The organism is Candidatus Palauibacter scopulicola, assembly GCF_947581915.1.
Lineage (GTDB): Bacteria > Gemmatimonadota > Gemmatimonadetes > Palauibacterales > Palauibacteraceae > Palauibacter > Palauibacter scopulicola.
This window is the reverse complement of sequence record NZ_CANPWG010000062.1, coordinates 10,946-27,520: the sequence shown is the minus strand read 5'-3', so window position 1 is coordinate 27,520 and position 16,575 is coordinate 10,946. Positions and strand designations below refer to the sequence as shown.

At 68.5% G+C, this 16,575-nt stretch carries 7 protein-coding genes; all 7 read right to left on the bottom strand.

Annotated features, from left to right (window positions below):
- Positions 1 to 7,020, bottom strand: coding sequence for an SDR family NAD(P)-dependent oxidoreductase (locus RN743_RS12290; protein WP_310780175.1), 7,020 nt, complete (start codon positions 7,018 to 7,020; stop codon positions 1 to 3).
- 161 nt (positions 7,021 to 7,181) lie between these two features.
- Complete coding sequence (locus tag RN743_RS12285) at positions 7,182 to 7,457, bottom strand: hypothetical protein (RefSeq protein WP_310780173.1); 276 nt, start codon at positions 7,455 to 7,457, stop codon at positions 7,182 to 7,184.
- A 76-nt stretch (positions 7,458 to 7,533) separates the two neighbouring features.
- Positions 7,534 to 9,288 carry a solute carrier family 23 protein gene (locus RN743_RS12280; RefSeq protein ID WP_310780171.1) on the bottom strand — a complete coding sequence of 585 codons (1,755 nt, stop codon included), beginning with the start codon at positions 9,286 to 9,288 and terminating at the stop codon, positions 7,534 to 7,536.
- Complete coding sequence (cysC, locus tag RN743_RS12275) at positions 9,288 to 11,144, bottom strand: adenylyl-sulfate kinase (RefSeq protein WP_310780169.1); 1,857 nt, start codon at positions 11,142 to 11,144, stop codon at positions 9,288 to 9,290. Before cysC ends, RN743_RS12280 begins: the two co-directional genes overlap by 1 nt.
- Positions 11,144 to 12,028 carry a sulfate adenylyltransferase subunit CysD gene (cysD, locus tag RN743_RS12270; protein WP_343219029.1) on the bottom strand — a complete coding sequence of 295 codons (885 nt, stop codon included), beginning with the start codon at positions 12,026 to 12,028 and terminating at the stop codon, positions 11,144 to 11,146. The genes cysC and cysD overlap by 1 nt, the downstream gene beginning before the upstream one ends.
- 20 nt (positions 12,029 to 12,048) lie before the next feature.
- Positions 12,049 to 15,261 (bottom strand): efflux RND transporter permease subunit, encoded by a 3,213-nt coding sequence (locus RN743_RS12265; RefSeq protein WP_310780167.1) that lies wholly within the window; start codon positions 15,259 to 15,261, stop codon positions 12,049 to 12,051.
- On the bottom strand, positions 15,258 to 16,574 hold the full coding sequence (locus RN743_RS12260) for an efflux RND transporter periplasmic adaptor subunit (protein WP_310780165.1): 1,317 nt from the start codon (positions 16,572 to 16,574) through the stop codon (positions 15,258 to 15,260). The genes RN743_RS12265 and RN743_RS12260 overlap by 4 nt, the downstream gene beginning before the upstream one ends.
- Position 16,575 lies beyond the last annotated feature (1 nt).

The following is a 16,575-nucleotide window of genomic DNA, read 5'->3' as shown; positions in this document are numbered from 1 at the left end:
TCAGGTCGCCCCTTCCAGGAAGTGATCCTCCGGGGCGTTCGCGAACGCGGACGGGGTGCGGCGGGCCCGTGGCCGGGAGACCTCGGCGGTGCGGCCGGATCCGTCCCCGTCCGTCTCGGCTTCATCCTCCCCGGCGGCTTCCTTGCCGTGAATGATGCCCTCCGCCAGCGACAGGGACGAGGCGGTGGTCATGAGCTCGAGCGCGCTGACGCGGTAGTTGAATTCGGCCTGAATGAACGTCCCGAGTTCGGCCACGGAGATGGAGGTCAACCCGAAACTCGACAGTGGTTCGTCCACCTCGCCGTCCTCGTGGCCGCAGAGTTCGGCGACCTTGGCGGCGATCTGCTCCACGACGCTCTCGAGTGTGAGTTCTCCGCCGGAGCCCGCTTCGAAGGCATCGTGATTGTGCATCACCCGCCCGATCCGCATGTAGTCCGGGAAGTCGACCGTCCACGCGGGACGCTCGAAGAGCGAGGTGACGAGGTGGGGTCGGTCGGAGAGCGTGCGTAATGCGTAGTCGAGGTTGGCGATGGCGAGGTCGGAGCTCACCGGCGGCATCCCCGCGGCGCGCATCATGCGCAGTACCGGAAGACTACGCGCGGCCATGCCCGCGTCGGCCACGGCGGGCATGTTGTACGTCAGGCAGGGCAGGCCCTGCCGGTGGCGCGCCCCGGCCAGGCCGTCCAGGAAGCCGTTGGCCCCGCTGTAGTTGATCTGCCCCGGATTGCCCAGCATCGAGGCGGTGGACGAGAAGAGGACGAAGTGGTCGAGTTCGAGGCCGGCGGTGGCCTCGTGAAGATGAAGCGCGCCGGAGGCCTTGGGCGCAAACACTCTCTGCAGCGACTCCATCGACATGTCGTCGAGCAGGCGGTCATCCAGTGCGCCGGCGAGATGGAAGACGCCCTTGAGCGGCCGCTTGAGCTGCCGGACACAGTGTTGAACGTCGGCCTCCACGGCCACGTCCCCGGGCACGATGTCGATTTCGGCTTCGGCTTCCATGTAGACGAGCGCACTCGCGCGCCGGACCCACTCGGCGTCTCGGCGACGCTGGGGGTCGCGGTCCATCAGCGTGAGGTGCCGCGCGCCGGACGCGACCAGGTAGGGGATCAGGCGCAGCCCGAAACCGCCCAGGCCGCCCGTCACGAGATAGGTCGCTTCGGGGTCGAAGAGAGGGCGGATGTCCGCGATGGGAAATCCGGGATCCGTGCTGTCTTGCGGCGCTTTGAGCACCAGCTTGCCCTGATGCCCGCCGGTCGTCATCAGGCGCAACGCCTTGCCGTAGTCCCGGTAGGGAAAAACGGTGACGGGGAGCGGCGGCAGCGCACCCCGCCCCAGCAGGTCCATGCAGGTTTCGGAGATCTCGCGCGTCAGGTCGGGATCGTCCAGCATCAGACGGTCCACGTCGATGGCCGCGAAGCGGAGGTTCTTCCGGAAGATCCGTAGCCCGAGGTCGTTGTCGGCGTAGATGTCGATCTTTCCGATTTCGCAGTGCCAGCCGCCCGGACGGAGCGCCCGCAGACACAGTTCGATGTGCCTCCCGGCCAGGGAGTTCAGCACGACATCCACCCCCTCGCCGCCGGTCGCCGCCATCAGGTCGTCGTACCAGTCATAGCTGTGCGAATCGAAGGCGCCTCGCACTCCCATCGCCAGGAGTTGCTCACGTTTGCTCGCGCTGCCGGCCGTCGCGTAGATCTCGGCGCCAACGTGCCTGGCCAGGGCGATCGCGGCCTGTCCGACCCCACCCATCGCGGAGTGTATCAGGACACGCTGGCCCTCCCGGAGGCGGGCCAGGTGAATCAGCGAGTAGTACGCCGTGACGTAGACCGACAGCGTCGACGCGGCCTCCTCCGTGCTGAGCCGATCCGGCTTGGCGAAGACGAGGTATTCGGGGACAACCGCGTGGTTGGCAATGCAACCGCCGGCGATGAACGCGACCCGGTCGCCGACCGCACAGTGCCGCACCTCCGAGCCGATCCGCCGAACCGTGCCGCTCCCCTCCATCCCCACCTCGCGTCCGAGTGCCGAACGCTCGTATGCGAGGGCGGGCAGCAGCCCCAGCGTGACCATCACGTCGCGGAAGTTGAGCGCCGCGGCCTCGACGTCGATGTGCACATCGTTCGGCCCGAGGGGAGGGAGTTCGTACGTCTTCATCTGGAGGCCGGCGATCTGACCCGGGTTGTCCAGCGTCAGCCGATACTCCGCGTCGTCGCCCGCGGCGACCTGGGAGTACCGCTTCCTGATGCTGGAAATGCGCGGCACCCACAGCCGGTTCTCCCGCACGGCCAGTTCCCGCTCGCGCAGGTCGCGCCGCGCCAGCCGGGCGAGCGTCCGGAGATCATCCGCGTCGCCAAGGTCCACCAGGCGAAAATCGAGCTTCGCCTCGTCGCCGACCTCCATGGCCATGCTGCGCACGGCGCCCCACAGCGCACTTCCCCGCGGGTGTTCCACGTCGAGGGCCGCACGGCAGGTGACCACGCTGAGACGACAGACATGATTTGCGTCGGCCCGACGGGTGGACACGAGCGCCTGGACGAACCCGATGAAGTGCGCGGCCGCCCTTTCGCCCGTCGGATCCTCGGGGTCGGTGCCGCAGAAGTAGTCGACCGCACGCAGGTCGGCCGCCTGCGACCAGGCCTCGAGCGTCTCGAAATGTCCCCTGACGACCGCCTCGTGCGGAATGGGTCGCACGGTGTCGGGGGCGTCCAGCAGCGCGGTCCAGCCGGACGCCCAGCTTGACGGCTCCCCCAGCACCCAACGCGGTCCCGGAAGCGGGCGGTCCGCGGTTTCGGCGTCGTAGGCGTGCGGAGCCTGCAACAGCGTGGTACGCCGACCGGCCCTGACGATCGTCCACCCCTCTCCGGGCTCGATGCTGTCGCCGTCTGTGTGACGGACCAAGGCCAACCCTCCCTCGACGCTCAGGCGTTGCAGGAACTGCCAGCCGTCCGAGCCGGGGAAGTCGTCCGACCCGTGCAGGAACATGATCTCGACGCTGCCGGGGCGAAGGAGCCCCTCGTCTGTTGAGGACCCGCATGCCGGGTCGAGACCCTGGAAGCGCAGCGCCGCATCCTGCTGGTTGAAGGCGTCATAGTGGACCCGGGCCGTCTCCTCGCTGTCGCTCACGAGCCAGAACTCGGATCGGGCGTCCGGGCGCGTCAAGTGGTCCAGACAGTCGGCGAGCATGGTCCGGTCGGGTTCGCGGGATCCGGAAAACTCGACCGCATGACAACTGTATCCTCCGTCCCCGTCCGCCCGTTCGAGCGCCGCGATCAGGGCGGCCGGCTCGATCTCTCCATCGGGCAGCCAGTCCTGCAGTGCCTTGCCTCGGGGGACGAACTTCGGTTGCCACGCAATTTCGTGCTTGCTCTTCGGCAGGTCGTTCCAGCGCGGATTCGAGGTGAAGTACGTGTACTGTCCGATGTGGGCGATGAGATGCCCGGTGTCGCTGTCGTAGAAGCTGATCGCGCCGGCGGCGCGCTCGCCACGCTGAACCGAGTACTGCCCGCGCTCGTTCGCATCCATCCAGTCTTCGCTCGGCCTGGTCACGTGGCAGGTGATCCGCGGACCGGTGGGCGGGCGCAGGAACGTCGCCCGCTCCGCGCGCTGAGGGATGGCGAAGAGGTGGGAAGCGGTCAGGAGGTGCGACAGGAAGATCTGCAGCCCTCCGTCGAGCAGTGGCGGGCACCCGACGTAACCCTCTTCCCGGCCCGTCGCCCAGAGTTCTTCGTCCATCTCGATGTCGACGATCAGGGCCCTGGATTCAGGGTTGAGTTCGAACAGCCGGATGGTCTGGAAATAGGGACCGTACTGGAAGGTCTCGCTGAGAACCGCCTCGATCCGTTCGTAGAAGTCACTCCGCCGGGCGAAGACGGTCTCGCAGGAGGAGCGGTCGATTTCCTCCAGGCGGGCCGGGACGCCGGCGGGGTGCTCGTCCTCGATCAGGGCCACCCGGCCACGGCAATGGATCTCGCTCGTGGCGTCCACATCGTACGACCGGGACGAGATCGTGAAGGTGAACTCGTCGGGCGCGGTGGGAACCGGATGGAGGGCCGTCTGCAGCCGCACCGGCGTCCCGGGCACCGGGCACGGCTGCAGGAATTCGAGGACCTCGAAGTGAACGGGAACGCCCCCCAGCGCCTGAAGGACGAGTTCGATGTAACCTGCGGCCGGCATGATTGCGGCGTGGTGAACGCGATGGTCCGTCAGCCAGGGAAAGTCCTTCTCGGACAGCCGCGCCTCGAAGAGCAGGTGGTCGCTCGGCACCCGGTGGCCCACCAAAGGGCCGTGAGAGTACTCGCCCTGCCGGACGAAGAACTCGTTGTCGGTCAGGGGATCGATCAGCGCCTGCTCGTCGCGGGGATGGCCGGGAAGGAGGTGGGCGATCGGCTGTGGCCGCGGATACTGAACCGCGAAATCGAGAGCGACGCCGGACCTGAACAGCGACGCGAGAGCCTGCTGAAAACCAAGCCGGTCGTCCGAGTCGCGCTGGAGGCTCGGAATGCTGACCGGCATCGGCGAGATCCGTTCCAGACACTGGACCACCGCCGATTGGAGCGCGCTGTGGGGGGCGATTTCCAGGAACAAGTCCGGACGAAACTCGCGCACGATCGTGTCGATCGCGCGCGCGAAGTGCACGGGTTCGCGGATATTCGTCCACCAGTAGGCGCCATCCAGGCGTTCCGTGCGATCGCCGGTCACGGACGACACGAAGGGGACCCCGGCGTCGAACGCGCAGTCATCCAGGAACGCCAGGGCCTCGCGCGCGTCCTCCCGGATGGGATCCATGGCTGAGGAATGGAACGCGATATTCCCCGCAAGCAGCTGGTTCTGCACGTTGCGGCGATCCAGCTCCGCCATGACCGGTCTCAACTCCGCCTCGGGACCGCAGGCGACGACGCTGGCCGGTGCGTTCTCGCAGGCAATCTCCACCTGCATCGGTCGATCCCCGCCGGGCCGAAACGCGATGTCGAGCGAGTCGAGCACGTCCTCCACGCCAGTGAGATCGAGGCCGATCGCCAGCATCCTGCCCGAACCGGCCCTGCGCTGCTGCAACGTCGCGCGGTGGTAGACGAGCCGCGTCGCTTCGGCGAGCGAGAGGGCCCCGGACGCGTAGGCAGCCGCGACCTCGCCCGAACTGTGCCCGACGACGCATTCCGGATGCACGCCCCAGGTCTTGAAGAGTTCGAAGAGGGCGCACTGGATCATGAAGATCGCGGGCTGGGCGAGCCGGACCTCGTTGAGCTCCTCCTGGGGTGCGTTGAAGCAGGCGTCGCGCAGCGAAGTGTCCGAGTGTGTTCGCCAGTGGTCTTCGACGGCGTCGATCGCCCTGCGGAAGACGGGGTCGGCGTCGTAGAGTGCACGGCCGCAACCCGCCCATTGGGTCCCCTGGCCCGCAAACACCATCGCAATTCGGCGTTCACCATCGTCGGTCGTGCTGACGTTCGAGGGGTTTTCGGCGAATTCGTCGAGCGACGCGAGCAATTCCTCCCGATTTCGCACCGCAAAGGCGGTTCGGGCGGCGAAGTGCGTGCGACGGCGGCTGAGATTGCCCGCCACCGTATAGAGGTCGGTGCCGTTCTCGGCCAGTTGTTGCCGCAGCCGCCGGGCACCCTGCGCCAATGCGCCGGCGGTGCGGGCCGAAAGCGGGATCATGAACCCGCCGCGCGAAGCCGGATGCGACGACCAGACGCGCGGCTGCGGGGGCTGGTATTCCCGGACCACGCAATGGCCGTTGGCGCCGCCAAAGCCGAACGAATTGATGCCAACCACGACCGGCCGGTCCGGGAACGGTTCGCATTCCGCCTGCACCTGCATCCGGCCGCTATCGAAGTCGATCTCGGGATTCGGGACGACGAAGTTCCTTGAAGTCGGCGCGAAGGTGCGCCGCTGCATCATCAGAATGACTTTCAGCAGCGCACAGTGGAATGCCGCCGCCTCCATGTGCCCCAGATTGCTCTTCACGCTGGAGACCCGCAGCGGCACGTCGCGGTCGGCCGCCCCGAAGGCCTCCAGGATCGCGTTGCCCTCGATGCGATCTCCGACCACCGTGCCCGTCGCGTGCGCCTCGATGTAGTCGAACTCCGCCGGCGTGCGCCCGGCGCGCGCGCAGGCCGTGCGCATCAGGTCTACCTGCGCGTGACGGGTGGGGGCGGTGATGTACCGGCCCTGCGCGAGCCCGGAACTCCCATCGGCCGCACCGGCTGCGTTGACGGCGGTCCCTTCGATCACGGCATGGATGTGATCCCCGTCCCTCTCGGCCGCCACCAGGGGTTTGAGTGCGAAGATGAACGCTCCCTCCGAACGGATGTAACCATTTGCGTCGGCATCGAAGGAATGGCACTTGCCATCGGGGCTGATGACGCCCAAGGCATTGAACGAAGCGCTGAGCCGCGACGTCCCGAGGTAGTTCACCGACCCCACGACAGCCTGTTCACAGTCGCCGCAACGCAGCGCGGTCATGGCCGAATGGAGGGCGGTCAGGCTCGCCGAGCAGGCCGTGCAGTACGTGATCGACGGCCCCATCAAGTTGAAGTGGTACGACACCCGGTTGGCCAGCATGGCGAGACTGATCGTCGTGACATCGAACGGCCCCGCGCCGTGCATGGGGCGCCAGCTGGCCACGGCCGGGACCTGCGCCCCGATGAAGACGCCAGTGGAGCTGTTGCGCAGTGAGTGAAAGTCCCAGCCGACACGCTCGAAGGTCTCCCAGGAGCAGTTCAGCAACATGCGCACCTGCGGATCCATCGACAGCACTTCGTCCTGCGACAGGCCGAAGAGCTTGGGATCGATCAGCTTCTCGCCGTCCTCACGAATGAGACCTTCGTGAGGACTCGCAAATCGCCCCGGACCGGAGAAACGGCCAACCGGCCGATAGCCTCTGCCGTACCTTTCGGCAACGGGCTCCTGGACGATCTCGCGTTCGCGCAGCAACCGCCAGAAGTCGGAATCCGTCCGGATCCCGCCCGGCATTCGATAGCTGTACCCCACGATTGCAACGGGGGACTCCCGCGACGTAGGGGTCATCCTGCTGCCGCGACCGCTTCGGGCAGCTCCCGGTCAAAGCCTGCCGTTTGCATGGATTTCATCCGCCGACTGCCGGGTGCGAAACGTGCCGGGAACGACCCGGTCGCCTGGGCCTGCTACGGACCGCTACACCGGCTCCGGAACCGGACTTCGTCGTTGAATCAGGAGTCCGCGACGTAGTCCCGCACCGCCTCGTCGGCGGTGTCGAACAGCTGCTTGCGCATTTCCTTCCGCCGATTCCTGAACGCCTTCACCATCTCCCACAACGCGTCGCGCACGCGTTCCACCGCTGCCTCCCGCGCTTCCTCGGGCAGAGTGGTGCCGCTCGTGAACTCGTACTTCTCGATGGCGAAGTCGGCGATGTCCAGGATGTTGTCTCCGACGATGCCGAAATCGACCGCGTTCCTCATTGCAGGGGCCGGGCGTGGCTCGCTCATCCGCTGCATCCTCGCTGAATGGGGGTTGGGGTTGCTGCTGGCTTACGCCACAGGATGTACGAAGCAGCCATCGCGGTCAACTGTGCCAGGCACGGTTCACGTGCACGGTCAGCACATCGGCGTTGTGGTACTGGTGATGTTTGACGGACGAGGCGTGGTGCCGCAGGAGCGCCAGCGACAGGTCGCGTTCGCTCGTCGGGTCGGGGCGGTCGCCGAGCAGGGCCAGCTGGTTCTCCAAGTTCCCCTCGTTGGTGGCCGCGGTGAACTCCAGCCCGGCGCCGAAGCGGAGGTTCCGGGCCACGACGCGCAGCCGGCGCTCCGCGCGGGCGGGGGCCTGTTCCCCCTCTTCCTCGCGCAGGAGACTCAGGAGCGCCTCTTCGGCCGCCGCCCGCAGGCGGTCCGTGGCCTTGCCGCTCCACTTGTACCTGGCCGCGAAGTCCTCGAGGAAGCTGTCGAGTTCCGCGAGGCTCTCCGGGCGCAACGCCAGTTCGATCCTGTGGCGGCGGGGCCCGGTCACGTCGAGAAACAGGTTCAGCAGCAGGATGGACAGCCCACCCACGGTGAGGCCGTTCGCCAGCATGCGGCCCATGGGCGTGGCGAGGTAGGCTGGGAAGATCGCCTGGAACTGGATCCCGGCGCCGATCCAGAACGCCAGCCCCGCGATCAGCGAGTACTGCCGGTCGATCCCCTCCTGGAAGAGGATCCGCATGCCCTGCACGAAGATGAGGCCGAAGACGACCATAATGTAGGCGCCCAGTACCGGTGCCGGGATCGACAGGATCACGGCCGTGAGCTTCGGCACGAAGGCGAGGGCGATGAAGCCGGCCCCGATGACGACGCCGATTCTCCGGGCGGCGACGCCGAGACCACTCGCCAGGGCGATCCCGGCGACGTACGGCCACGGCGGCAGCACGCCCGCGAGCCCGGACAGGAGCGTGCCGGCCCCGCAGGCGGCGACGGACCCCTGGACCCGGCGGAAGTCCACCGCCCGCGGCTCGCGCCGCGAGAGGTGCTGCATGCGGACGTTGTCGCTGACCTGCCGGATCGTGATCACGAACGACACGAAGAGGAACCCGGGCAGGAGCAGCCAGAAGCTCGCGTCGAAGCTCAGGTCCAGGCCGGCGGCCGGGGGGCTGGGGATCCCGATCCAGCGGGCCTCCGCCACGCGACCGAAGTCGAGAATCCCGAACAGGGCGGCGGTCACGCAGCCCGCGGCGATTCCGATGATGGCGTTCCAGGCCCGCACCCAGCGTTTGCCCCGGAGCAGCAGGCCGACGACGCACAGCATGGTGACCGCGGCGACGGTGGGGGCCGCGGCCGGCGGCGCGTTTTCCGGCACCCGCGTGAGCATGGCGAAGGCCAGCGGCATGATCGTCACGGCCACGAGCGCCGTCAGCGTGCCCGACACGACCGGCGTGATGATGCGCCGGAGCAGCGCCAGGCGGGCCGCCAGCGCCAGTTGGCACAGCCCCGCGGCGAGCACCAGCACCCCCAGCAGCGCCGGGCCGCCCGCCACGAGCGCGAGCGCGCCGACTCCGATCGAAGCCCCCGAGGCGCCCATGACGGTCAGCGTTCCCCCGCCGATGCCGGCCACGCGCCTGGACTGGACGATCGTGAGCAGGCCGCCGATCACCATGCTCGCGAAGATCGCCCAGCGGAGGTAGTCGGCGCTCTGGTCCGCGACGCGCGCGACGATCGTCGTGACCACCACCAGGGGCAGGCAGACGAGGATCGCCGTCTGCGCGCCGATCACGAGGCTCATCGCCCGCGGGGGGCGTTCGTCGGCCGCGAACCGCAGCTTCGCGACGTCCAAGAGAGGTCCGTTCGCCATCAGCGATCCTCCGTCACTGAATTCCGGAACTCGCGATCGAGTTTATCCGTCAACAGCTCCACGCACTCCGCCGGGGAGAGTTCCTCCGTATCCAGGCGCAGGTCGGGGTGTTCGGGCCGTTCGTAGGGACTGTCGACTCCCGTGAAATTCCTGATCTCTCCCCTTAGCGCCTTGGCGTAAAGTCCCTTCGGGTCGCGCTCCGCGCACGCCTCCAGAGACGCGTCCACAAAAACTTCCATGAAGTCGCCGGGCGCGAACAGGCTTCGGGCGTAGTTGCGTTCCGACCGGAACGGGCTGATGAAGGCGACGATGACGATCAGCCCCGCATCGACCATGAGGCGGGCCACCTCCGCCACTCGGCGGATGTTCTCCACCCGATCCGCCTCCGTGAAACCCAGGTCCCGGCACAGGCCGTGGCGCACGTTGTCGCCGTCCAGAAGGTACGTATGCCGCCCTTCGATGGTGAGGCGGCGGTCGAGCAGGTTGGCGATGGTGGACTTCCCCGAAGCGGACATCCCGGTCAGCCATACACACTGGGCGCGCTGGAGCTTGAGCCGCGAGCGGACATCCTTCGAGACGTCCAGCTCCTGCCATTTCACGTTCGCCGCCCGCATGAGCGGGAAGAGGATCGTGCCGGCGGCGGCCGTCGCGTTCGTGGCGCGGTCGATCAGGATGAAGCCGCCCAGTGCGCGCGACTCGTCGAAGGGAGCGAAGGGGACGCGGCGGTCGGTCGCGAGGTTCACGGTGCCGAGGTCGTTCAGGCGCAGCACGGAAGCGGCCAGCTCGTTGCCGTTGGACACATCCAGCCGGTGCCGGATCCGGGTGACGGCGGCGCCCACTTCCCTCGAGTGGAGCTTCATCGCGTACCGGCGGCCCACGGCGAGCGGCTCTTCGTGCATCCAGACGAGACGCGCCTGGAACTGGTCCGCCGCCTCGACGGGTTCGTCGGCGTCCGCGACGACGTCGCCCCGGGTGACATCGACACCGGGAGCGAGGGTCAACGTCACGGAGTCGCCGCGGGCGGCGCGGTCGCGGGTCCCTTCCCCCACCACGATCGATGCCACGCGGCTCTCGGTCCCGGCGGGCGAGATGCGGACGGCATCACCCACCGCCACCGCGCCCGCGGCCACGCGCCCGCAGTAACCCCGGAAGTCGGTGTGCGGCCGATTCACATACTGGACCGGCATCCGAAACGGCCCGTCGGCGCCGGCCCCCTCGACATCCACGGTCTCGAGGTGGGCGAGGAGGGTCGGGCCGTCGTACCACGGCGCCGACGTGCCGTGTCGGGTGAGGTTGGCCCCGGTCAGCGCCGAGACCGGAATCGCCTCGACCGCGGCCAGGCCGATCTCGTCGGCGATCGCGCGCCAGGAGGCGCGGATCGATTCGAAGACGTCCCGGTCCCATTCGACGAGATCCATCTTGTTCACCGCGAGAACCGCGTGGCGGACGCCGAACATGGCCGCGATCCGGGTGTGCCGCGCCGTCTGCGGCAGAACTCCCTTGCGCGCGTCCACCAGGACGACGGCCAGGTCGGCGGTCGAGGCGCCGGTGGCCATGTTGCGCGTGTACTGCTCGTGGCCGGGCGCGTCGGCCACGATGAATCTGCGGCGCGGCGTCTCGAAGCTGCGGTACGCGACGTCGATCGTGATGCCCTGTTCGCGCTCGTCCCGCAGTCCGTCGACGAGCAGGGCGAAGTCGGTCGCCTTCCCCTGCGTGCCGTAGCGGGCCGAGTCGTGTTCGACGCGCGTCAGCTCGTCCGAGAAAACCTGGCGACAGTCGTACAGCAGCCGGCCGATGACGGTGCTCTTGCCGTCGTCGACGCTGCCGCAGAGCACGAAGCGCAGGGTCGGCGGCATCAGAAGTAGCCCTGCTTCTTCTTGCGTTCCATCGAGCCGTCGCGGTCATGGTCGATGAGACGCCCCGCCCGTTCCGAGCGGTCCGTGCAGAGCGTCTCGGCGATGACCGCGTCGAGCGTATCCGCGTCGCTCTCGACGGCGGCGGTCAGCGGGTAGCAACCCAGCGTCCGGAAGCGGATGCGCCGTTGCCGCGGCGCCTCGCCCGGGAGCAGCGGCAGTCGGTCGTCGTCGACCATGATCCACCCGCCATCCCGCTCGACGACGGGACGTTCGGCGGCGTAGTAGAGCGGTACGATCGGGATCTCTTCCGCGCGGATGTACCGCCAGACATCCGCCTCGGTCCAGTTGGAGAGCGGCGACACGCGCAGGGATTCTCCGGGCCCCAGCCGGGTGTTGTACAGGTTCCACGGCTCCGGACGCTGCGTCTTCGGATCCCATTGGTGGGCCGCGTCGCGCAGCGAGAACACGCGTTCCTTGGCGCGCGACCTCTCCTCATCCCGCCGCGCGCCGACGAAGATGATGTCGTACCCGCCCTCGTCGAGCGCCTGCCGCAGCGCGACTGTCTTCATGACGTCGGTGTAGCGTTCCGATCCGTGGTCGAACGGATTGACGCCTTCGCGCAGCCCGTCCTCGTTGGTGTGAACGCGGAGTTCCACGCCCGCTTCCGCTGCGGTGTGGTCCCGGAACGCGATCATCTCCCGGAACTTCCACGTCGTGTCGATGTGGAGCAGCGGGAAGGGCGGCGCGGCCGGCCAGAACGCCTTCCGGGCGAGGTGCAGGAGCACCGAGGAGTCCTTCCCGATCGAATACAGCATCACGGGCCGCGACGCCGCCGCGAGGCCCTCCCGGAGGATTTCGATCGCCTCGGACTCCAGCGACGCCAGCCAGGCGCCCGAGAGATCGCTCAGCGCTCGACCCCTCCCGCGGCCAAGCCGAGTCGGGGCTTTCGCCGCCAGCGAACGAAGGCCCGCTTCGCCCGCATCGTGAACGTGTAGTTCATCATCGCCAGAGCCGGCACGGCGAGCATGATGATGAAGGTCGCGAACAGAATCCCGAACCCGAGGCTCACCGCCATGGGCGAGAGGAACTGCGCCTGCGTGCTGCGCTCCAGGATGATCGGCGAGACCCCCAGGAAGGTGGTCACGGAGGTCAGCATGATGGGCCGGAAACGGACCTTCGCCCCCTGCACGATGGCCTCCGACATCGGAAGCCCCGACCGATGGCGTTCGTTGATGAAGTCGATGAGGACGAGCGAGTCGTTCACGACCACGCCCGACAGGCCCACGAGCCCGAACATGGAGAGCATGCCGAGGTCGAGCCCCATGATCAGGTGTCCGATCGCGGCGCCGACGAGCCCCAGCGGGATCGAGGCCATGACGACGAGCGGCTGCAGGTACGAGCGGAAGGGGATGGCGAGGAGCGCGTAGATCGCCAGCAGGGCGAGCAGGAAACCGCGGGCGATCCCCTCGAAGGCCAGCGTCTGCTGGCGCTGCTCGCCGCCGAACCCGTAGCGGAGGCCCGGGTATCGGGCCTGCAGTTCCGGCAGGATCGCGGAGGTGATCTCCGTGTTCACCTCCTGTCCCGTGATCACGGCCGCGTCCACATCCGCCGTGACCGTCACGATGCGGCGCCCATCGATCCGGTTGATGGTCGATGAGGCGACCCCGAAGGACACATCCGCGACCTCCGACAGCGGCGCCTCACCGCCCGTCGGCGTGCGGATCCGGTAGTCCTGGAGGTCGGCGAGCGTGTTGCGCTCCGATTCCGGGAGCCGCACGTAGACGCGCACCTCGTCGCGGCCCCGCTGCAGGCGGTAGACCTCGTTTCCGAAGAACGCCCCGCGCACCTGGCGCGCCAGGTCGTCGAGCGTGATCCCGAGGGTGCGGGCGGCGGGCCTGAGTTCCAACTCAAGCTCGCGCTTGCCCTGGCCCCGGTCGTCGCGGACCTCCGTCACGCCCGCGATGCGCACCAGGCGGTCCGTGAAGGCCGGCACCGCCGCGTTCAGCATCGCCGTATCCGGATGGGAAAGCTCCACCTGCACGGGCGAACCGAGATCGATGAGGATGGAGCTGAACGTGAGTTCCCGCGCGCCGGCGACCGGCCCGACGCGCTCCCGCCAGGCCCGCTCCACCTCGGTGGCCGGCAGGTCCCGGATCTCCGGGTCGGTCAGCCGCAGGCTCACCTCGGCGATGTTCGACCGGACGAAGCTCGCTTCGGCAGCCATGCCGGGCCCACCCGCCTGGGAGGGACGCTGCCCGACGCTCGTGAAGACCGCTTCGACCAGGGGCGGCTCGTCATCCGGCAACTGCGCCTCGAGTTCCGCGATCGCCGCGTATCCCTGCCCCTCCACGTAGCTGGCGACTTCCGCGGTGCGCTCGCTCGTCGTCCCCTCCGCCATCTCGATGTAGGCGACGACCTCCTCGCCCTCGATCACGGGCAGAAGGCTGAACCGCAGATGCCGCCCCGCCACCAGCCCCCCAACGATCATCAGGGAAGAGACGGCTCCGAGCACGGTCAGCCCCGGGCGCCGCACCGCGAAGCGCACGGAGCGCTCCAGCGGACCGTCGATGAAGCGCTGCAGGTTCGTCTGGACGAGCGTCTGCAGGCGGTAGACGGGCCCGAGCAGGCCTCCCTTCCCGCGGCTCGCGCCCGGCGCCGGGAGGTGCGAGAGGTGGTAGGGAAGGATGAACAGGACCTCGACGAGCGAGAGGAGCAGCACGGAGATCACGATCGCGGGGATCACGTAGAGGAACTTCCCGAGGCTGCCCGGCACGAACAGCAGCGGGGTGAACGCCGCCACCGTCGTGAGCACGGCGAAGATCACGGGCACGGACACGCGTCTCGTGCCCTTGATCGCCGCCCGCAAGGCGGCCGTTCCTTTCTCCCGTTCGGCGAAGATGTTCTCTCCCACCACGATCGCGTCGTCCACCACGATCCCGATCGCGAGGATGAAACCGAACAGCGCCATCATGTTGATGGAGATGCCGGCCCACGCCATCACCGCGAACACGCCGGCGAAGGAGAGGAAGATCCCGACCGCGGTCCAGAACGCGAGGCGCAGGTCGAGGAAGAGGGCCAGCGCGATGAGGACCAGGATCAGACCCAGCCGGCCGTTCTTGATGAGAAGGTCGATGCGGCTCTGCAGGTACGAGGCTTCGCTGCGCCAGATGCTGTAGTCGACGCCCCGCGGCAGGGAGCCGGCCAACTCCTCCTCCAGGTAGCGCTCGACTTCGTCGGAGATCTCCAGCACACGCTCATCGCCCGTCCGCAGGACCTGGACGAAGGCCGTCGGTTGCCCGTTGTAGGCGTTGATGAGGTCGACGTCCTCGAAACCGTCCCGGATGTCCGCAACGTCGGAGAGGCGGAGCATCGACCCGTCGACGTTCGCCCGCACGACGATGTCTGCGAAATCCGCCCGGGTGTAGTTCTGGCCCCGGATGTGAACGAGAATCTCCTCGCGGTCCGTCTCGACGCTCCCGCCGGGAAGGTCGAGGCTGCCCCGCCGCACCGCCGCGGACACTTCGTCGAGGGTCAGACCGTGCGCGCGCAGGGCCGCCTTCGACACTTCGATCGAGATCTCGTACTGCCGGACGCCGGACACGCGGACGAGCGAGATCGTCGGCAGCGAGGTGAGGTCATCCTTGACCCGGTTCGCGATCTCCTTGAGCGTCCGCTCGGGAACGTCGCCGAAAACCGCGATCTCCATGACGCGGCCCTCCGCGGTCAGCGCGACCACCTCCGGCTCCTCCGCGTCGACCGGAAAGCTGGTGATCCGGTCGATGGCGGACTTGATCTCGTCCAGCGTCTTCGACTCGTCCGTGCCCAGCGACAGTTCGGCGAGCACGATGCCGACACCCTCCGAGGCGGCGCCCGTCACGCGGTCGACGCCCTGGATGCCCGTGATCCGCTCCTCGACCCGCCGCACGATCGCCTGCTCGACTTCGTCGGGGGACGCTCCGGGGTACTGGACCTGTACCTGGATCGTGTCGAGGGAGATCTCGGGGAACGTCTCCTGGGGCAGACTGATGAGGCTCACGAATCCCGCCAGGATGATCAGCACCATCAGCAGGTTCGCGGCGACGCCGTGCTTGGCCATCCACCCGATCGCCCGCCTCATGAGCCGTCTCCTTCCCGCTCGTCGCCGTTGGCGCCGCGCTCCCACGGCTCGGCGCTCTCCAGCAATTGAACCGGCCGCACCGTCATGCCCTCGGTGACGAAGAGGAGCATCGAGACGATGACCGGGGTGCCGTCCGGGATCGGTCCGAGCACGACGGCTTCATCGTCCACTTCCTGGATCGGCTCGACCGGGGTCATGACGAGCAGCGTGTCGTCCGCCACCGTCCACAGGACATCGCCGTCGCGGACGGCGGCGGCCGGGACGACGGCGTATTCCTCGAAGCTCGTGCCTTCGATGTCCACCGTCGCGTAGCTGCCGATCAGGAGCGGCGGGCGGCGGGGGTCGTTTTCCGGGGGCGTGAACGGTTCAGGGACGGTGACGACCACGTCGACCGTCCGAGTCTGCTCGTCGAGCGCCGCCTCCGCCCGGTCCACGTATCCCGACCACGCGTACTCGACGCCGCCGTACTCGGACACGATGTCGACCGGGATGCGGGTCGCCGCGTCGCCCGCCCGCGCGTTCCACAGGCGCTCGATCAGGGCCGCCTCGTTGTCGCTCAGCGGCACGACGATCTCCACCGCGTCCGTCGCGTACAGGCGGCCGACGGACTGTCCGGCCGCGACGAACTGTCCGAGGTCGACGGTCTCTTCACGCACGATGCCGTTGAACGGAGCCCGGATCCAGGTCCGTTCCAGCGCCAGCCGCGCGTCTTCCAGCCTGGCCCGGGCGCTCCTGAGGGCCGCCGCGGCCGCATCGAGCTGCGGCTGCCGCGTGACGAGCGCGTTCGGCGGCGTGGGGTCGAGGTTCTCGCGGGCGGCGAGCCGCCTCCACTCGTCGAGGGCCAGCCGCGCGTTTTCCTCGGCTTCCAGCAACGCCACCTCGCGCTGGGCGACGTCCGCCTCCGCAGCCTCGACGGCGTTCTCGTAGTCGGCCGGGTCCACGCGCAGGAGCGGCTCGTTGGCGACGAAGCGCCCGCCGCTCACGAGGGCGGGCGAGGTCCAGACCACCCGCCCGCCGACCTGCGAGGCGATCGTGACTTCCGCGCTGGGACGGACGGTGCCGCCGCCCCGCACCTTGATCGCGCCCTGGGTCACGCGGGCCGGCACCGTGCTGACCGTGGGGACCACGCGCGGAGGCTCCACCTCCGCCGGTTCGGCGCGCATGCCGAACAGCAGCGCGAAGCCGAACACCCCCACGCCGATGACGATCGCCCCCTGCACCAGCCGCTTCGTGAACGCGGGCGGGGCGACGGGCGCCCCCGTGTCCCCGGCCTCGTGCGGGGTGTGCGGCGTGTGCCGCGATCCGTCTTCCATC